Origin of the sequence: Streptomyces sp. NPDC047981, from assembly GCF_040653315.1 — a bacterium.
In the GTDB taxonomy this organism is placed as follows: domain Bacteria; phylum Actinomycetota; class Actinomycetes; order Streptomycetales; family Streptomycetaceae; genus Streptomyces.
The window spans coordinates 129,221-147,834 of sequence record NZ_JBEZNQ010000012.1 but is presented as its reverse complement, the minus strand read 5'-3'; the positions used below and the strand labels follow the sequence as shown (position 1 = coordinate 147,834).

Sequence of the window (18,614 nt, the reverse complement as noted above, 5' to 3'; positions counted from 1 at the left end):
CTACCGGCCCGAGAAGGGCTTCTACAAGTGCGCCCGCGTGGTCGGCGACGTCATGGGTACGTACCACCCGCACGGCAGGCACCGTCCGCCGCCGCCGCTTCGGCGGGCGCGGAGGCCACGCCGGCTCCCGCTTCTGCTCGCACCGCCGCCCCCGCCTCCACCCGCCCCGGCGTGATCCCCGCCTACCCGGCGGCCGAGCGGGCGGTGCGGGCGCTGGCCGAGGCCGTGCGGTACGGGCAGTGGCGGCGGCAGGCCGTCGAGCCCGGCCGGGTGCCCGAGTTCGAGGAGATCGACGAGAGCGGCGCCGCCGCGCAGATCGAACGCGCGCTCGGCCCGGACGCGGACGCACGCGGCGTGACCCTCGACGCCGACGCTGCGCGCGAGCTGCTCGGGCGGTACGGGATCGACGTCCTCCCCACCCTGCCCGCGCCCACCCCCGACGACGCCGTGCAGGCCGCCGCCCGGCTCGGCTACCCGGTCGCGCTCAAGACGACCGCCCCTCATCTGCGCCACCGCCCCGACCTCGGCGGCGTCCGTCTCGACCTCGCCGGCGAGGAACAACTCCGCACCGCGTACGCCGAAATGACCGAGCAGCTCGGCAAGCCCGCCGAGCTGCAGCCGGTCGTCCAGGCGATGGTGCCGCGTGGCGTCGACACGGTCGTGCGCTCGGCCATCGACCCCGCCGTCGGCGCCGTGCTCTCCTTCGGCCTCGCCGGCGCCGCCTCCGAGCTGCTCGGGGACATGTCCCACCGCCTGGTCCCGGCGACCGAGCGGGACGCAGCCGAACTGGTCCGCTCGATCCGCACCGCCCCCCTGCTCTTCGGCTGGCGCGGCTCCGCCCCGGTCGACACGCCCGCGCTCGAGGAGCTGCTGCTGCGCGTCTCCCGGCTCGTCGACGACCATCCCGAGGTCGTCGCGATCGCCCTGGAGCCGGTCGTCGTCGCCCCGCACGGTCTCTCCGTGCTCGGCGCGACGGTCCGGCTCGCCCCACCGCCACCCCGCACCGACCTCGGCCCGCGCAGCCTTCCGAGCTACTAGGGAGGACGACGACCACCAGGGACCACGAGGGACCCCGGGAGCAGCCAGGCCGAGCAAGGCCGCACAGCCCCGGGGAACGGCCTCGACGAGACGGCCGGACCGTCCCGGAGTGCCCCTTCCGACGGATTAGGATGGAGTCCATGGCGAAGACCGGTACGACGACCCAGGGGCTGCGCGCGGCGATCGAGCGCAGCGGCTATTACCCGGCCCTCGTGGCCGAGGCGGTGGAGGCCGCCGTCGGCGGCGAGCCGATCGCGTCGTACCTCGTGCACCAGGAGACCACCTTCGACTCCAACGAGGTCCGTCGCCATGTCACGGTCCTCGTCCTGACGGCCAACCGTTTCATCGTCAGCCACACCGACGAGCAGGCCGCGGACAGCAGCTCCCCGACCCCGTACGCCACGACCTCCACCGAGTCCGTCAAGCTCGACCGGATCTCCTCCGTCGTCGTCAGCCGGGTCGTCGCCAACCCGGAGTCGTACACCCCCGGCACCCTGCCCCGCGAGGTCGTCCTCACCATCGGCTGGGGCGCCGTCTCGCGGATCGACCTGGAGCCCGCCGCCTGCGGCGACCCGAACTGCGACGCCGACCACGGCTACACCGGCAACGCGACCGCCGACGACCTCAGCCTGCGGGTCAGCGACGCCGGCGACGGCCCGGACACGGTCCGCCAGACCCTCGCCTTCGCCCAGTCCCTCTCCGAAGCCACCGCGGCGACCCGCTGATGGTCCAGCCCACCGCAGTGGCCTCCGGCTGGCCGGACGATCCCGTGCCGCTCGATCTCGCCACGGCTCCCCTCCCCGAGTACGGCACCGGCTCGCTGGCCGACGTCCTCCCGACGCTCGTCGCCGGGCAGGGCGCCCCCGGGTTCGACGCCCGGATCGCCGAGCTCACCCCGGCCGACCGGAACTGCCTCTTCCTGATCGACGGCCTCGGCTGGGAGCAGATCAAGGCCCACCCGGACGAGGCCCCGTACCTCACCTCGCTCCTCGGCTCCTCGCGCGGCGGCACCGGGCGCCCGATCACCGCGGGCTTCCCCGCCACCACCGCGACCTCGCTCGCCTCGGTCGGCACGGGACGGTTCCCCGGCGCGCACGGGCTGCCCGGCTACACCGTCCGGAACCCGGAGACCGGCGAGCTGATGAACCAGCTCCGCTGGAAGCCGTGGACCTCGCCGCAGGTCTGGCAGCCGTACCCCACCGTCTTCCAGCTCGCCCACGAGGCCGGCATCCACACCGCCCAGGTCTCGTCGCCGATCTTCCAGGACACGCCGCTCACCAAGATCGCGCTGAGCGGTGGGACGTTTCACGGCAGGCTCTCCGGCGAGGAGCGGATGGACTTCGCCGCGGAGCAGCTCGCGGCCGGCGACCGCTCGCTGGTGTACACGTACTACAGCGAACTCGACGGGGCCGGACACCGCTTCGGCATCGACTCGGACGCCTGGCGCGGTCAGCTGATGTTCGTCGACCGGCTCGTCCAGCGCCTCGCCGAGCAGCTGCCGCCCCGCTCGGCCCTGTACGTCACGGCCGACCACGGCATGGTCGACATCCCCTTCGACGACCAGCACCGGATCGACTTCGACGAGGACTGGGAGCTGCGCGCGGGTGTCGCCCTCCTCGGCGGCGAGGGACGTGCCCGGCACGTCTACGCGGTGCCGGGGGCCGAGGCCGATGTGCTCACCTGCTGGCGGGAAGTGCTCGGCGAGCAGTTCTGGGTGGCGAGCCGCGAGGAGGCCGTCGCACTCGGCTGGTTCGGCGACGGGGTCGACGAGCGGGTCCTCGGGCGGATCGGCGACGTCGTCGCCGCGGCCCACGACGACGTCGTGATCACCGCCTCCGTCAACGAGCCCCACGAGTCGGCGATGGTCGGTGTGCACGGATCGATGACCCCCGCGGAGCAGCTGGTCCCGCTCCTCGAAGTCCGCTCCTGACCCCGAACCCGTACGCCCGTCCCCCTCACCCCACCCCGACCTGAAAGGTCCCGACTCCCCATGCCCGAGCTGGTGTTCTTCTCCGGAACGATGGACTGCGGAAAGAGCACCCTCGCTCTTCAGATCGAGCACAACCGGTCCACCCGCGGACTGCAGGGCATGATCTTCACCCGCGACGACCGGGCGGGCGAGGGCAAGCTGTCCTCGCGTCTGGGGCTGGTGACGGACGCGGTCGAGGCGGCGGAGGGCTTCGACTTCTACGCGTACCTGGTCGGCCATCTCTCCCAGGGCGGCCGCTGCGACTACGTCATCGCGGACGAGGCGCAGTTCCTGTCGCCCGATCAGATCGACCAGCTCGCCCGGGTCGTGGACGACCTCGAACTCGACGTCTTCGCCTTCGGTATCACCACCGACTTCCGCTCGAAGCTCTTCCCCGGCTCCCAGCGGTTGGTGGAGCTCGCCGACCGGGTGGAGGTGCTCCAGGTCGAGGCGCTGTGCTGGTGCGGAGCCCGGGCCACCCACAACGCGCGCACCGTCGGCGGCGCGATGGTCGTCGAGGGTGCGCAGGTCGTCGTCGGTGATGTGAACGCGGGGGACGAGATCGGCTACGAGGTGCTCTGCCGACGCCACCATCGCAAGATGATGACCAGCGCCACGGCGCGAGCCGCGGCGCTGTCGCCTGACGTCCTGCCGGTCACGCCGGGCTGACCCGTCCCCGCCGCCACCGACTCATCCTGCCTAGGATGGCGAGGCAGCCGGGTGAACGGGGGAGACGGTGTATTACTTCGGCAGTGCCCCGCAGGGGTTCCCGGACGGCGGACCGCTGTCTGCGGAAGAAGCTTTCCAGTTCTTCGGATACCGGAGCTTCGACGGTGGGCTCAAAACGTACGTCAGTGAGGGCGGTGTCACGGCCTGGCCCGAGTCCGGCCGCGTGACCCGATACGGGACGGTCGGCGAGAGCAGCGGACCGGAGCACAAGTACGTCCTGGACAGGGAAGCTCGCCTGGCGCGGCTGGTCGGAGCCGCGGACGGAGAATTCGTGCGGCACCTCCAGGACAACCCCTGGGTGCGGATTGTCGCGGGGCACCCTCTGAACTGGTACTGGACGGCAGCCGAAGGCACGGTCGAGGTGTCCGCCCCATCACAGGAACCGGGCGACGAGATCGGACAGGAGCTCCTTGCCACAGGCCTCGTCGGGAGCGTCGGGGGGCCGGAACGGACGCAGGACGGCCGGTACGCGGAGCTCGTCGAGGAGCGCATCGCGGTGATCCGCGTGCACATCCTCGACGTCTACGGCGCGAGGTGCCCGGAGTCCGAGCACTGGTACGAGGAACCGACCTACTGGTGAGCCGGCTCGGCCGGGTCAGTGTGCCTCGGCGTCGAGGGCTTCGACGGCCGCGGTCGCGAAGCCGTGGTCCTGCTCCGGGGCGCCCCCGCCGACGCCGAGGGCGCCGATGAGCCGACCGTCGCGGTGAACCGGGAGGCCGCCGGCGATGAAGAGCAGGGGGCGGTCGAGGGCCGTCGTCAGGCTGTGGAAGGGGCCGTCCGGCTTCACCAGGTCGACCAGGTCGGCCGTGGGGGCGTTCAGCTGGAGGGCCGTGTACGCCTTGCGGGTGCTGGTCTCGCCGGAGATCAGGACGGCGCGGTCGTCGCGGCGGAAGGCGAGCAGGTGGCCGCCCGCGTCCAGGACGGTGACGCTGACGGTGACTCCTGCCTCCTCGGCGGCGCGACGGGCGGTGGAGAGCAGGAGCTCGGCGTCCTGAGTCGTCAGCGGGGTGACGGTGGAGGTGGTGCTCATGGTGCTGTCTTCCTTCATCGGTGAGGGGGTGTGCGTGGGGGAGTAGGGGAGTTACGGGGGGTCAGTGCAGGCTCGCAGGTACCGGCGCCGCGGCCTGGGGCCGGCCGGACTGGGACTCGGCCGACGCCCTTGCTGTCGCCGTCCGCGTACGGCGGTCCAGGAAGGCGGCCAGGAACGCGAGGAGCAGGGCCGTGCCGGAGAGCAGCGCGCCGACCCAGTTCGGGGCGGTGAAGCCGAGGCCCGCGGCGATGACGACACCGCCGAGCCAGGCGGCCAGGGCGTTGCCGAGGTTGAAGGCGCCGATGTTGGCGGCCGAGGCGAGCGTCGGGGCCTGCTTGGCCTGGTCCAGGACCCACTTCTGGAGCGGCGGGACGGTGGCGAAGCCGAGGGCGCCGATCAGGGTGAGGGTGATCGCGGCGAGGACCTTGTGGTGCGCGGTGGCCGTGAAGAGCAGCAGGGCGAGGGACAGGGCGCCGAGCGACACGAACAGCATGGGCATCAGGGCGCGGTCGGCGAACCTGCCGCCGAGCAGGTTGCCGAGGAACATGCCGATACCGAAGAGGACGAGCAGCCAGGTCACGGCGGCCTCGGTGTAGCCGGCGACCTCGGTCATCATCGGGGTGATGTACGTGATGGCCGCGAAGACACCGCCGTAACCGAGCACGGTCATCGCCATGGCCAGCCAGACCTGCACGTTCTTGAAGGCGGCGAACTCGGTGCGGACGTTCGCCGTCCCGGACCGGCCCGTCGCGGTCGCGGGGATGAGCCGGGCCACGCCGAGGAAGCCGATCACGCCGAGCGCGGCGACGAGGGCGAAGGTGACGCGCCAGCCGGCGGCCTGGCCGATGTACGTGCCGAGCGGGACGCCGACGATGTTGGCGACGGTCAGGCCCATGAACATCAGGGAGATCGCGGACGCCTTCCTCTCCGGGGCGACCAGGTCCGCCGCGACGACCGAGCCGATGCCGAAGAAGGCGCCGTGGGCGAGCGAGGCGACGACCCGGCCGGCCAGCATCATGCCGAGGGACGGCGCGACGGCGGAGAGCAGGTTGCCGACGACGAAGAGGCCCATCAGGAAGAGGAGCATCTTCTTCCGGGACACCTTCGTGCCGAGCACGGTCAGGAGCGGGGCACCGAACACGACGCCGAGGGCGTAGCCGGTCACCAGCCAGCCGGCGGTGGGGATCGAGACACCGAAGTCGCCGGCGACCTGGGGAAGCACGCCCATGATCACGAATTCGGTGGTGCCGATCCCGAAGGCCCCGATGGCGAGGGCCAGGAGCGCGAGAGGCATGGTGGAGCACCTTCCAGAATGCTTGCAGGGGGGTTTTGCGTACTTCGACAATAATTGCAGACGCTGGCTAAATGCAAGCGGAGGGTATTGCGGAGGGTGGTTGTCGTCGTGCGCGGGGTTCCTTGAGAGGCCTTGCGGCTCGCCACCGCCGCCGCGTCGCGGGGATCGGTGGCCGCACCGGTCGCAACACCTCGTGTTCACCTCGGGTGTGCCGGAAGACCGCTTGCTGATCGGATCCGAGTCGCCCGGCTCGGAGGTAATGGCTCTCTGCCCGTGACGTGAACGTGAACACCGGGCCTACGCGCACCCGCGCGCCACGCGAGACACCCCCGGAGGACGAGTGCCGCCTGCTGCCGAGACCGTGCCCGACCGGGGCGAAGGCGCGCGCACGGAGGGCGAGCGGCCGGGGGCCGCGGACGGCGGCGGGAGCCGCCCCGGCGAGGAGCGACCTCCCGCCCGGATCCGGCGCAGCATCCGTACCCGGGCGGCTGCCGCTGCCGCCCTGCTGACCTGTCTCGTCCTCAGCCTCGGCGGACTCGTCGCCGGCCACCATCCGTTCGGGCCCACCACCCGCAACACCGTCGATCTCGGCCAGCAGTACCTGCCCTTCCACGCCTACTGGCGGCGACTCCTCCTCGGCGAGGCCGACGGCGATCTGTTCCTCAACTGGAGCGCGGGCTTCGGGTCGAACTTCCTCGGCGACTACGGCACGTATCTGAGCAGCCCGTTCGACCTGCTGGTCGTGCTCTTCCCCGCCGACCGGATCGAACTCGCCCTCTACGTCGTCACCGCCGCCAAGATCACCGCCGCAGGCGCGGCCATGGCGGTTCTGCTCCTCCGGCTCCGGCGGGGCCCCTGGCAGATCGCGGCGGTCCTGGGCGCGGCGTACGCGCTCTGCGGCTGGACCCTCAACTACGGCACCACCGTGCCGATGTGGCTCGACGGGCTGCTCGCCTTCCCTCTTCTCTGCCTCGTGGGCGAGTGGGCCCGCGGCGGCCGCAGGCCCGTCCTCGGACCGCTCGTCGTCGCCCTGGCCTGGTACGCCAACTTCTACACCGCGTACATGGCGACCCTCGGCGCCGCCGTCGTGCTGACGGTCCGCCTGCTCACCGAGAGCGGACCGGCCCGTCGACGGCTGGCCGGGCTGCTGCGCGCCTCCTGGTCGGTCCTCCTCGGCATCGGCCTCGCCACCCCGCTCGTCCTGGTCATCTACGTCGCCACCAAGACCGCAGACCCGACGCCCGAGGTGACGTTCACCGCCGTCGCCTGGACCGAGGTGTTCGCCCGCCTGCTGCCCGCCACGGCCAGCGTCGCGAGCCCAGCCCTCTTCATCGGCACCCCGGCGCTCGCGCTCGCGCTCACCCTGCCCTTCAACGGCACCGTGGCGCTCAGGACCCGCCTCGCCTGGACGGCCGCGATCGTCCTGGTCGCGCTCTCCCTGCAATGGGGCCCCACCCACCTCCTGTGGCACGCGGGAGCCTCGCCCAACGGCATCCCGTACCGGCAGACCTTCGTGCTCTGCGGGCTGCTGCTGATCGCGGCCTGGCTCTCCACCGCCCGCGGGCTGCCCCCGCTGCCCGCTCTCCTCGGCGGGGCGGCCGTCCTCGCCGCCCTCGCCTTCGCCGCCCGTGGCAGCCTCGTCGTCGACCGCTGGACCTACCCGGCCTTCGCCGCCGCCCTGGTGCTCGCGGCGCTCGCCGCCGTCGCCGTCCTGCTCGCTCGGCGGTACCGGGTCGGCGTCAAGGTCCTGCCCGCCCTGGCCGTCGTCCTCCTCGTCGTCGCCCAGGCGGGCGAGGCCGCCGTCACCGGCGGCAGGATCGCCGAACAGTCGCTGAACCAGGTCCACTGGTCCCCGCGCGTCGGCCCCTGGCAGGAGGACATGCGGCGGGCCGTCGCCGGCAACGACGCCTGGCCACGCCACCGCACGGACCCCGGCGAACTGCCGGGCGGCAACGACGTCCTGCTCGTCGGCGGCCAGAGCTCCGAGTACTACTCCAGCCTCACGGCGGAGTCGTACAACAAGACCCTCTCCGCGCTCGGCTTCGGCTTCTGGGCCAAGGGCCGCCATCTGACCACGCTCGACAACCCGGTGACCGACGCGATCTTCTCCATCGGCACCCGCATGCGATCCACGCCCACCGACCGCGTGACGACCGACAGCCTCCCCGAGGCGGACATCACCGTCACCGACACACCCGTGCCGCCGCTCGTGACGGTCCGTCCGGACGTACGGTTGCCCGCACGCGGGACAGGGGCAGGGGCAGGGACAGGGACAGGGGCAGGGGCAGGGACAGGGGCGGAGAGCGACGACGGCACCCGCGCCGTCTTCGGCGATTCCGCCTTCGCCAACCAGGAGTTGCTGCTCGGCTCGCGGGTCTACACCGTTCCGGAGCAGGTCCGGCGCACCGACGGTCCCGGCGGTGCCACGACACTGACGGCCTCCTGCCCGGCGGGCTCCGGCGTCTGGCTCTGGGCACCCGAACTCAAGGCCCACGCGACCCTGGCCGGCGGGCGGCCCGTCTCCTTCTTCGGTGGACTCCCGTCCGTGCAGGGCCCGATGCGGACCCTGGGCACCGTGCCGGCCTCCGGGTCCGTCACGATCGAACTACGCGGCTCCGAGCGGCCGGCCCTGCCGCGGCAGCCCATCGGCTGCCTGGACCAGAAGCGACTCGACGCCGCCGTACGGGCGTTGACCGCGACCGGCGCCACCGACGTCGAGGTCTCCGGTCACACGCTGACCGCCGAACTCCCGCCCGGCAGCACGGGCACCGCCGTCATCGCCGTACCGCGTGTCTCCGGCTGGAGCTGCGCGGCGGGCGACGCGGCCCCCGCGCCCGCCCGGAGCCACCTCGGTCTCCTCGCCGTCCCGCTCGACTCGACGACGACGTCGATCACGTGCTCGTTCCGGCCGCCGGGGCTGCGCGCCGGCGGCGCGATCGGTGCCGTCGCCCTGCTCGTCCTGCTCGCGCTCGGATTCCGGGGCCGGTTCGCCAGGAGGGCGTCAAGAGTTCACCTGGAGTCCGCGTCCGGCTCGTCGGACGGGAAATGACGGTGGTTACGCTGCCCGTCCGACCGGCGCCCAGGTGAACACCGCCGCGAGCCCGCTCGTCCGCCGAGCGGACGCTCGCCCGTCCGCCGATCCGCCGATCTGTTCGTCCGCTGGTCCGTTCGTCTGCTCTTCTGTTCGTCCGGCTTGAGTGTGGGGATGTCCGAGTGCCCAAGTTGTCCGTCATCGTGCCGTTCCACAACGTCGGGATCTATGCCTCCGACACCATGCGCAGCCTCGCGAGCAACGCGGACCCGGATTTCGAGTTCCTGCTGATCGACGACTGCTCGACGGACGAGACGCCGCACGTCCTGGACCGCTGGCGGGACCGGATCCCGAACGCCCGGGTGATCCGCCACGAGACGAACCTCGGCGTGGCCCAGGCACGCAACACCGGGATCGACGCGGCCACCGGCGACTACCTCACCTTCCTCGACGGCGACGACTGGTACGCCCCCGGCCACCTGCGGGCCATGGTCGACGGCATCGACGCCCTCGGCTGCGACTTCGCCCGCACCGACCACGTCCTGTCGACCGGCACGAAGCGCGCCATCCGCTACGCGCCCGCGAAGCAGCGCGAGACCGTGATGGACCCGCGCGACGGCATCGCCCCCGCCAGCATGATCACGATGGTCGACTACCCCTTCGTCCCCTTCGGCATCTACAGCGGGCGGCTCTTCGAGAACGGCGGCTCGCGCTTCGAGACCAAGCTGCGCACCGCCGAGGACCGGCTCTGGATCTGGCGCCTGCACCTCAACGCCGCCACCTACGCCTCCCTCAGCGTCCACGGCGTCTTCTACCGGCGCGGTGTCACCACCTCGCTCACCCAGATCACCGACAACCGCCAGCTCGACTTCATCCCCTCCTACGACCTCCTCCTGGAGGAGGTCTCCGCCGACCGCGACGCCGCCCGCTTCCTGCCGAAGGCGGTCCGCACCTACTGCGCCATGATCGCCTTCCACATGGGCAAGGCCGACCAGTACGAACCGGCCGTGACCAAGCGGCTCAAGCAGAACGTGACCGACGCCCTGCGCCGGATGCCGCAGCAGGTGCTCGACGAGACCCTCGCGACGATGGACACCGCGCGCAGCACCCTGCTCCGCGGCCTGCGCGCCACCGGAAGGACCGCCTGATCATGACCGTGACGCCCGCGAACCCGCGTACCACGGCCGCGAACCCGCGTACGACGACGGCGAAGCCGCGCATCCAGATCTTCGAGGTGTCCACGCTCTACGGCGCCGCCACCCTCGCCGCGGCGATCGACGCGGGCCGGTTCGGCCCCGCCGCCGACGTCCGCCGGATCCTGCTCGTCTCGAACAACGCCGCGATCCCCGAGACCGCGCTGCGGATGGAGACGATGACCGGCTACGACCGGATCATCACCCGCTTCGACGAGGTGATCGACTGGAACGAGGCGATCCAGCCGCACCACCCCGCCACCTGGTCGCCGCGCACCGAGGAGGCCCCGCTCTGGCAGCGGGTCTTCCGCACGGCCTGGGACCTCGGGGACGCCCCGGTCGAGCTGATCGTGGAGTCCATCCAGGTCAACCCGGCCAAGGCGCTCGCCTTCGTCTTCGCCGAGTCCACCGTTCAGGTCTACGCCGACGGCCTGATGAGCTACGGCCCGACCCGCGAGGAGCTGCCGCAGTCGATCGCCTGCCGGATCGGACGCCTGCTCCACCTCGACCTGGTGCCGGGCCTGCGCCCGCTGCTGCTCTCCGAGTACGGGGTCGAGCCCGAACTCGTCCCCGACGACGCCTTCCGCGGGGTCCTCGCGGAGATCGCCGAGGCGGCCGAGGGCGACCGGACGCTGGCCGAGGCGGTCGCGGCCGAGCCCACCGCCCTCCTCCTCGGCCAGTACCTCGCGGCGCTCGACATCCTCACCGCCGACGAGGAGGAGGAGCTGCACATCCGGATGATGCGCGGGGCCGCGGCGGCCGGACACACCTCGGTGATCTTCAAGCCGCACCCGACCGCGCCCGCCCGCTACTCGACGGCGCTCAACGAGGCGGCCGAGGAGGCCGGCGTACGCCTGACGGTGCTGGACGGCCCGCTGCTCGCCGAGACCTTCTACGAGCGGTGCCGGCCCCGGCTGGTCGTCGGTTGCTTCTCCACCGCGATGGTCACCGCGTCCGTCTACTACGGCGTGCCGATCGCGCGCGTGGGCACCGACACCGTCCTGGAGCGGTTGAAGCCGGTCGAGAACAGCAACCGGGTGCCGCTGACCGTCGTAGACCACATCGTGCCCGACCTGGAGACCGGCGCGGGACCGGCCGTCCCGGGCGCGGGCCCCGAGACGCTGACCCCGCTCGTCCGGGCCGTGGGCCACTGCATGCAGCCCAAGCTGTACCCCCTGCTCCGGGACGAGACCGCCCGCTTCCTCGACTCCCACAGGGGCGACGCGGACATGGCGCGCTACTTCGACGCCGAACGGCTGACACAGCTCAGCCTGCCCGGCGGCGGCGGCCCGGCCCCGCGCGTCGGGGCGTCCTCCCGACTGCGCCGGAGCCTGATCCGCGCCGGCAGAGGCTGAACGACGAGGCCTGACGGCGAGCGACCGGAGCGGCGCCTCGGCGCGTGACGTCGAGCCTCGACAGGTGAGGATCGACGGTGAGGCCCGACGGCGAGGGCCCGGAGCGCTGGGCCTCGCCGTCGGCCGTGCTCGTCAGACCGTCGCCGAGTGGACGATCGTGAAGACCGCCCCCTCCGGGTCCGCCACCAATGCCATCCGCCCCGTCGCGCCCTCCCTGGGCGGCCGCAGGACCTGGCCGCCCAGCTCGGTGACGAGCCGCGCGGCCGCGTCCGTGTCGGCGACCTCGAAGTACGTCATCCAGTGCGGACCCCGGTCACGCGGGAGCGCGGTGCCGACGCCGTGCAGGGCCGCCACCGGGCGTCCGTCCAGGTGGAGGGTCAGATAGTCGAAGTCGGCGGAGACGACCGGCTCGACCTCGTACCGGAACACCGTCTGGTAGAACTTCGCGACCGCCGAGGTCTCGAAGGTCAGGAGCTCGTTCCAGACCGGCGTCCCTGGCGTCCCGGCGGTCGCCGTGCCGCGGTGCGCCCCGGCCTGCCAGACGCCGAAGACGGCGCCGACAGGGTCCGAGCAGATCGCCAGGCGGCCGGCCTCGCCCGCGTCGAGCGGGCCGACGGCGACCGTGCCGCCGCAGCAGCGGATGGTCTCCGCGGCCTCGTCGGCGTCGTCGGTCGCCAGATACGTGGTCCAGGCGACCGGCAGGTGCCGGTCGGGCGGCAGCTGGCCGATGCCCGCCACCTCCTTGCCGTCGAGCAGGGCACGGTCGTACGGCCCGAGCTGCTGCGGACCGGGGACGAACTCCCAGCCGAAGAGCGCGCCGTAGAACTCCCGCGTCGCGTCAAGCCCATGCACCATCAAGCTCACCCAAGAGGGTGTACCGGGTGTGCGCCGAGTCGCCTCGGTCATCGTCACTCTCTCCTCGGACCATCGTCGTGGCCGTGCGGGGGACCCGGGCGCACGCCTCCGTGCGGGCGGGGTGGGAGCGGGGCCCTGGAGGTGTCTCGGCTTCCGCCGCGGGTTTCCTGCCCGCCGACCGCGCCCCGTACACGCTCCTCGGGCGCGCCCGTGCACGATGCTCGCACCGACGGGCGCCGCGCGCGCCTCGGCCGCGCCGGGTTTCCGCGGCCCGCGGAGTCTAGGCCGTGGTCCGTTCGGGGGCGGGCTGCGCGAGGATGGCACCCATGAAGCCCATCATCTCCGCAAGCGATCTCGCGAGCGACCTGGCCGCGGCGCGCCGCCCGGTGCTCCTCGACGTCCGTTGGCAGCTCGGCGGGCCGCCCGGACGGCCCGACTACGAGGCCGGGCACGTGCCCGGAGCGGTCTACGTCGACCTGGACGCGGAACTGGCCGCTCCGCCCGGCCCGGGCGGCCGTCACCCGCTGCCGGACCTGGAGGTCTTCGGCGCGGCGATGCGCCGGGCGGGCGTCTCCGCCGGCACGCCGGTCGTCGTCTACGACGGCGGGCTCGGCTGGGGTGCCGCCCGGGCGTGGTGGCTGCTGCGCTGGACCGGACACACGGACGTACGGGTCCTCGACGGCGGCCTCGCGGCCTGGACGGCGGCGGGGCACGAGCTGTCGAAGGAGACCCCGAGCCCGGAGCCCGGCGACTTCGCGCCGCGTCCGAGCGAGGTCGGGCTGCTCGACGCGGACGCCGCCGCGGCCCTGGCCCGCACGGGCCTGCTGCTCGACGCGCGGGCGGCGGAGCGCTACCGGGGTGACGTGGAGCCGATCGACCCCGTCGGCGGCCACATCCCGGGCGCGGTCTCCGCCCCGACGACGGAGAACGTGGACGAGGCCGGCCGTTTCCTGCCGGCGCGGGAGCTGGCGGCCCGCTTCAACGCGCTCGGCGCCCAGGAGGACGGCTTGGTCGGCGTCTACTGCGGCTCCGGCGTCTCGGGCGCGCACGAGGTCCTCGCCCTGGCGCTCGCGGGCATCCCGTCCGCCCTCTACGCGGGCTCCTGGTCGGAATGGTCCAACGACCCGGCCCGCCCGGTGGCCAAGGGCCCGGACCCGCAGTAGCCGGCAAGCGGAAGGGGCTCGCACCGAACCCGGCGCGAGCCCCTTCTCCGTCAGACGTGCCCGTACGGCCCTAAGGCGTCAGTCCTGCTTCTTCCTTCGCGTGCCGAAGACGATCTCGTCCCAGCTCGGGACCGCCGCGCGGCGGCCCGGGCGGACGCCGTCCGCTTCCGCCTGGCGGTCCGTGGTGCCGGTCAGGCGGTCGCGGTGGCCCGAGACCGCGCGGGGCATGAGGACGTCGGCATAGGCCGAGCCCGCGCCCGCCGAGGCGGCGGGGGCCGGGGGCTCCTCCGCCTCGGGCTCCTCGCCGGGCTCGGTCGAGGGCGGTTCGGTGGTCCGGTCCGGGACGACCATGTCGCCCCGGAAGTTGGGCACCGCTTCCAGCAGGCTGGTCAGCGAGTCCCGCTCCTCCTCCGGCTCGGGCACCGGAGCAGGGCGCTCGATCTGTCGGTCGAGCGTGCGGTCCAGGGGCCGGTCGCGCGGCAGCCGGGCGATCCGGGGCACGAACGGGAAGCTCGGCTCCGGCGCGGCCGCGAGGGTGTCGTCGGTCTCGCCGATCAGCGAGCGCGCCTCGTCGTCCACGGCCTGGACGAGCCGCCGGGGCGGGTCGTACGTCCAGCTGGCCGTGTGCACCTCGCCGGCGACGCGGTAGACGAGCAGGACCTCCCAGGTGCCGTCGTCACGGCGCCAGGAGTCCCACTGCACGGTGTCCTTCTCGGCGCCGCGCAGCAGCAGCCGCTCCTGCACCGCCTCGCCGAGCTGCGGTCCGGTGTTCTCGCCGGGCCGGCGCACGGGTGTCTTGCGGGCCCGCTCGGCCATGAACGCCCGCTCCGCGAGCACGGGACCCTCGAAGCGCCGTACGCGGTCGACGGGGATGCCGGCGAGCTGGGCGACCTCCTCGGCGGAGGCACCGGCACGTATCCGCGCCTGGATGTCGCGCGGGCGGAGGTGGCTCTCCACCTCGATCTCGATCTGACCGAGCCGCGCGCGGTCGTTGCGCACGGCGGCGCGCAGCCGCTCGTCGATCGGAAGCGTGTACTCCGTGCTGTCAGCAGCCTTCAGCACCAGTCGTGTGCCGTCGTTGGAGACGGCCACGACACGCAGTTCGGGCATGGGGACCTCCCGGGTGGTGCCTGCCGACGTCACGTGCGTCGCTGCTTCCGCTAGTCGAGTGTGGCCTGCCCGGGTGCAGCCTGCCACAACCTTGCCGAGTTGCCCGGCGTGTCGGGCATGGACCCTGGAACGCCGTTATGGCACGGTTACCCAGTTACGACGCAGAGTGACCGGATGTCACGCTCCGCAGCGGGCGACCGTACGGTGCCGCGGCGCCGCCGGTTTCGAGTGCCACGTTCGGCCCCCTCCCCGTGACCCGGCACCCATGAGGGAGCCCGGACCCAGGGATCGCCACAGTACTCCATTCGGGCCACCTGGGTGGACCGGCGCGCCGCTCAACTTCTCCGGAGGTACGGGAGTTGAGTCTCCGTGATCTCCGGCCCCACGTGGCGCTCTTCACAGAAAACCCGGAAACGGAACTATTCACTTCGCCCATTTGTCCCTTGTGGGTATGGAGCAGGAGAAGAACGGTGAGAAGAAGAAGCTCGACCTGAGCGTCGCTCAGGTCTCGGGCTCCGCGGTCGCCGCCGTCGTGGCGGCCAAACTCGCCTCCACGCTCGGTGTGTACGGCACGATCCTCGGCGCCGGTGTGATCAGTGTCATCGCCACCTGCGGCGGCTCGATCTTCCAGCACGTCTTCAAGCGCACGGGCGAGCAGATCCGGGAGGCCGCCGTCCCCGCCGAGCCGTCCAGGGCCCGGGCCGACCTCCCCGCGCCCGACCGCACCCAGGTGCTCACGACCGTCGGCGGGCCCGCCGTACCCCCGTACGACGAGGAGTTCGGCGTGGCGACCACGCACGGCACGCGCGTCCGGGGCTGGAAGCGCTCGGCCGTCGGGGCCGCGCTCGTCTTCGTGGTCGCCATGGGCGGCATCACCGCCTACGAACTGATCTCCGATCAGGACTTCAGCGGCACCAAGGGAACGACGACCTTCGGCACGGTCGTCGGACGCGGCGGCGAGGAGAAGGAGCAGCAGCCGTCCGGTGACGCGCCCACCCGACAGCGGCAGGATCCGCAGGAGAAGGGCGGCGGCAGCGGCCCCACCGACGGCGGAACGCCTGACGGAGGAAACCGCACCCCCGACCCCACGCCCACCCCCTCGGACGCCGGCGGCGACCCGACGCCCACGCCGACCCCCGAGCCGACCCCGACTCCCAGCGGCCCGACGACGCCCACGGCGCCCCCGACGAGCCCGCCGTCCACCGGCGCGGGCGCTCCGGAGAAGGCCGGAACGCCCGCCGAGTGACCGTAGGTTGCCCCAGGACCCGAGTGCCCGTCAGTCGCCCAGGACGCGGCGCAGGTAGTCGTTGGCGAAGAGCCGGTCGGGGTCGAGTCGGTCGCGCAGCGCGGTGAACTCCGCGAAGCGGGGATAGACCTCGGAGAAGTACGCCGCGTCCCGCGTGTGCACCTTGCCCCAGTGCGGTCGTCCGCCGTGCGCGGTCATGATGCGCTCCACCGCGGTGAAGTACGCGCGGTGGGGCGTGCCCTTGTAGAGGTGCACGGCGATGTACGCGGTCTCGCGGCCCGAGGCCGTGGAGAGCGCGATGTCGTCGGCGGGCGCCGTCCGCACCTCCACCGGGAAGCTGACCTTCAGCGGCGAACGCTCGACCATCGCCTTCAGCTCGCGCAGCGCCGCGACGGCCGCCTCGCGCGGCAGGGCGTACTCCATCTCCACGAAGCGCACCCGGCGCGGGGAGGTGAACACCTTGTACGGGATGTCGGTGTACGTACGGGCCGACAGGGCGCGGCTGGAGACCTTGGCGATCGACGGGATCACCGGGGGCACCGCCCGGCCCACCGAACACGCCAGCTGGAAGACGCCGTTCGACAGCAGCTCGTCGTCGATCCAGGCGCCGACACGACCGGGCGGGGCCGCGGGGCCCGCGCTGCGGTTGTTGCGCTTGGTGTTGCAGTTGTCCGTGTGGGGGAACCAGTAGAACTCGAAGTGCTCGTTCTCCGCGTGTAGCGCGTCGAACTCCGAGGTGACCCGGTCGAAGGTCATCGGCTCCTCGCGGGCGGTGAGGAGGAATATCGGCTCGACGGCGAAGGTGATCGCCGTGACCACGCCCAGCGCGCCGAGCCCGATCCGGGCGGCCGCGAAGACCTCCGGGTTCTCCTTCTCGGAACAGGTCAGCAGCCCGCCGTCCGCGGTGACCAGCTCCAGCTCGCGGATCTGCGCGGCGATCGAGGCGGAGTCGCGGCCGGTGCCGTGCGTCCCGGTGGAGGTGGCCCCGGCGACCGTCTGCTCCATGATGTCGCCCATGTTCGTGAGCGACAGGCCCTCCCGGGCCAGTGCCACGTTGAGCCGCTTGAGCGGAGTGCCGGACTCCACGGTCACGGTCATCGCCTCGCGGTCGATCCGCCGGATGCCCGTCAGCAGGTCCGGCCGGACGAGCAGACCGTCCGTGGCGGCGATCGAGGTGAACGAGTGGCCGCTGCCGACCGTCTTCACCCGAAGCCCCTCGGCGGCGGCCGTCCTGACGGCCTCGGCCAGCTCGTCGGCCGAGGCCGGGCTCACCTCCCGCGCGGGGCGGGAGGTGACGTTCCCGGCCCAGTTACGCCACGGGCTGCTCGCCGCCCTCGCGCTCGTCCACCGTGCTCTCGGCTTCGTGCTCACGCTGCCCCTCCCGCGTCGGCACCGGCCTGCGCAGCCGGCGGTACCCCAGGAGACCCACCGCGACCGCGAGCGCGCCCGAGACGACGGGCACCACGTACCCCGCCTCCGCACCCGACGCGTCGACCACCCAGCCGGCGGCCGAGGAGCCGAGCGCCACACCGATCGCCAGCCCGGTCCCTGTCCAGGTCATGCCCTCGGTCAATTGTGTGCGCGGTACGTGTGCTTCGACGAGGGCCATCGTGGTCACCATCGTCGGTGCGATGGAGAGGCCCGCGACAAAGAGCGCCACGGCCAGCAACGGCAAGTTCCCGGCCAGTAGGAGGGGGATCATACTCACGGCCATCGCGACGACACCCACCAGCCACCTGCGGGACGGCTCGCCCTTGAGGTGCAGCAGCCCGAACACGGCGCCGGCCAGACAGGAGCCCAGCGCGTAGACCGCGAGGACCAGGCTGGCGGCGGCCTTGTGGCCCTGCTCCTCGGCGAAGGCCACCGTGACCACGTCGATCGAGCCGAAGATCGCGCCGGTGGCGACGAAGGCGAGCGCGAGGACCTGCAGGCCGGGGGAGCGGAGCGCCGAGCCGCCGGAGTGGGCGTCCTTGGGGTGCGGCGCGGGCTCGGTGGCCCGCAGCGAGGTCAGCCAGAAGACGCCGATCGCCAGGAAGACGGCGGCGAAGAGCGGGCCCGCCTCGGGGAACCAGATCGTCGACAGACCGATGGAGATGATCGGGCCGAAGATGAAGCACACCTCGTCGACGATCGACTCCCAGGAGTACGCGGTGTGCAGTCGGCGCGCCTCGCCCCGGTAGATGTCCGCCCAGCGGGCCCGGGTCATGGCGCCGAGGCTCGGCACGCAGCCGATGACCGCGGTGAAGACGAACAGCGTCCAGTCCGGGGCCTTCTGCTGCACGCAGAGCAGCAGCCCGGCCGCCGCGACGAGCGAGACGAGGGTGACCGGTCGCAGGACGCGGCGCTGGCCGTACCGGTCGACGAACCGGGAGACCAGCGGGCCGAGGACGGCGGCCGACATCGCCATGGTCGCGGAGAGCGCGCCCGCGAGGCCGTAACGGCCGGTGACCTGGGAGATCATCGTGACGATGCCGATGCCCATCATGGACAGCGGCATCCGGCCGATGAAGCCGGCCACGGAGAAGGACGCGGTGCCGGGCGCAGCGAAGATCGCGCGGTAGGGACTGGGCAAGGTGATCTCCGGGCAGGCAGCGGCTCAAA

16 protein-coding genes are annotated in these 18,614 nt (G+C 72.6%); 10 read left to right on the top strand and 6 right to left on the bottom strand.

Translation table 11 applies throughout. The features are described 5' to 3' along the window. The 5 genes from AB0E14_RS10370 to AB0E14_RS10350 form a co-directional block, all read left to right on the top strand. Nucleotides 1-1,038, top strand: a 1,038-nt coding sequence (locus AB0E14_RS10370) for an acetate--CoA ligase family protein (RefSeq protein ID WP_362414608.1), incomplete at its 5' end; no start/stop codon positions are given. Nucleotides 1,039-1,178: 140 nt separating this feature from the next. After that, the gene (locus AB0E14_RS10365) at nucleotides 1,179-1,763 is read left to right on the top strand and encodes a DUF5998 family protein (protein WP_355106181.1); all 585 of its coding nucleotides are present in this window, start codon (nucleotides 1,179-1,181) and stop codon (nucleotides 1,761-1,763) included. After that, nucleotides 1,763-2,968, top strand: a complete 1,206-nt coding sequence (locus AB0E14_RS10360; RefSeq protein ID WP_362414605.1) for a nucleotide pyrophosphatase/phosphodiesterase family protein — start codon at nucleotides 1,763-1,765, stop codon at nucleotides 2,966-2,968. The genes AB0E14_RS10365 and AB0E14_RS10360 overlap by 1 nt, the downstream gene beginning before the upstream one ends. A 60-nt stretch (nucleotides 2,969-3,028) precedes the next feature. Next, nucleotides 3,029-3,676: a thymidine kinase gene (locus AB0E14_RS10355; protein ID WP_362414603.1), complete on the top strand. Its 648-nt coding sequence runs from the start codon at nucleotides 3,029-3,031 to the stop codon at nucleotides 3,674-3,676. Nucleotides 3,677-3,899: 223 nt separating this feature from the next. Next, on the top strand, nucleotides 3,900-4,316 hold the full coding sequence (locus AB0E14_RS10350) for a hypothetical protein (protein WP_362414601.1): 417 nt from the start codon (nucleotides 3,900-3,902) through the stop codon (nucleotides 4,314-4,316). Nucleotides 4,317-4,331: 15 nt separating this feature from the next. On the opposite strand, the gene AB0E14_RS10345 is transcribed toward AB0E14_RS10350, so the two are convergent. Together AB0E14_RS10345 and AB0E14_RS10340 are read right to left on the bottom strand one after the other, a co-directional pair. Continuing rightward, nucleotides 4,332-4,766 (bottom strand): heme-binding protein, encoded by a 435-nt coding sequence (locus tag AB0E14_RS10345; protein ID WP_362414599.1) that lies wholly within the window; start codon nucleotides 4,764-4,766, stop codon nucleotides 4,332-4,334. 61 nt (nucleotides 4,767-4,827) lie between these two features. After that, a complete protein-coding gene (locus tag AB0E14_RS10340; RefSeq protein ID WP_362414597.1) occupies nucleotides 4,828-6,060 on the bottom strand; it encodes an MFS transporter in 1,233 nt (410 codons plus the stop codon). A 340-nt stretch (nucleotides 6,061-6,400) separates the two neighbouring features. On the opposite strand from AB0E14_RS10340, the gene AB0E14_RS10335 reads away from it, so the two are divergent. The 3 genes from AB0E14_RS10335 to AB0E14_RS10325 all read left to right on the top strand — a co-directional run bounded on the left by AB0E14_RS10335 (nucleotide 6,401) and on the right by AB0E14_RS10325 (nucleotide 11,639). Further along, nucleotides 6,401-9,109 carry a YfhO family protein gene (locus tag AB0E14_RS10335; protein ID WP_362414595.1) on the top strand — a complete coding sequence of 903 codons (2,709 nt, stop codon included), beginning with the start codon at nucleotides 6,401-6,403 and terminating at the stop codon, nucleotides 9,107-9,109. A 164-nt stretch (nucleotides 9,110-9,273) separates the two neighbouring features. Next, complete coding sequence (locus tag AB0E14_RS10330) at nucleotides 9,274-10,239, top strand: glycosyltransferase family 2 protein (RefSeq protein WP_362414593.1); 966 nt, start codon at nucleotides 9,274-9,276, stop codon at nucleotides 10,237-10,239. 2 nt (nucleotides 10,240-10,241) lie between these two features. Further along, on the top strand, nucleotides 10,242-11,639 hold the full coding sequence (locus tag AB0E14_RS10325) for a polysialyltransferase family glycosyltransferase (protein ID WP_362414591.1): 1,398 nt from the start codon (nucleotides 10,242-10,244) through the stop codon (nucleotides 11,637-11,639). Nucleotides 11,640-11,771: 132 nt separating this feature from the next. On the opposite strand, the gene AB0E14_RS10320 is transcribed toward AB0E14_RS10325, so the two are convergent. Then, nucleotides 11,772-12,545: a VOC family protein gene (locus tag AB0E14_RS10320; protein ID WP_362414589.1), complete on the bottom strand. Its 774-nt coding sequence runs from the start codon at nucleotides 12,543-12,545 to the stop codon at nucleotides 11,772-11,774. Between the two features lie 275 nt (nucleotides 12,546-12,820). Between AB0E14_RS10320 and AB0E14_RS10315 the strand changes: the two genes are divergently transcribed. After that, nucleotides 12,821-13,657 (top strand): sulfurtransferase, encoded by an 837-nt coding sequence (locus tag AB0E14_RS10315; protein ID WP_362414587.1) that lies wholly within the window; start codon nucleotides 12,821-12,823, stop codon nucleotides 13,655-13,657. Between the two features lie 78 nt (nucleotides 13,658-13,735). On the opposite strand, the gene sepH is transcribed toward AB0E14_RS10315, so the two are convergent. Next, nucleotides 13,736-14,800, bottom strand: a complete 1,065-nt coding sequence (sepH, locus tag AB0E14_RS10310) for a septation protein SepH (RefSeq protein ID WP_362414585.1) — start codon at nucleotides 14,798-14,800, stop codon at nucleotides 13,736-13,738. A 418-nt stretch (nucleotides 14,801-15,218) separates the two neighbouring features. On the opposite strand from sepH, the gene AB0E14_RS10305 reads away from it, so the two are divergent. Further along, a complete protein-coding gene (locus AB0E14_RS10305) occupies nucleotides 15,219-16,013 on the top strand; it encodes a hypothetical protein (RefSeq protein WP_362414583.1) in 795 nt (264 codons plus the stop codon). Nucleotides 16,014-16,043: 30 nt separating this feature from the next. Here the strand turns inward: AB0E14_RS10305 and AB0E14_RS10300 are convergent, their stop codons facing one another. Together AB0E14_RS10300 and AB0E14_RS10295 are read right to left on the bottom strand one after the other, a co-directional pair. Continuing rightward, nucleotides 16,044-17,384, bottom strand: a complete 1,341-nt coding sequence (locus AB0E14_RS10300) for a D-arabinono-1,4-lactone oxidase (protein ID WP_362414581.1) — start codon at nucleotides 17,382-17,384, stop codon at nucleotides 16,044-16,046. After that, the gene (locus AB0E14_RS10295) at nucleotides 17,323-18,585 is read right to left on the bottom strand and encodes an MFS transporter (protein ID WP_362414579.1); all 1,263 of its coding nucleotides are present in this window, start codon (nucleotides 18,583-18,585) and stop codon (nucleotides 17,323-17,325) included. Before AB0E14_RS10295 ends, AB0E14_RS10300 begins: the two co-directional genes overlap by 62 nt. Nucleotides 18,586-18,614 lie beyond the last annotated feature (29 nt).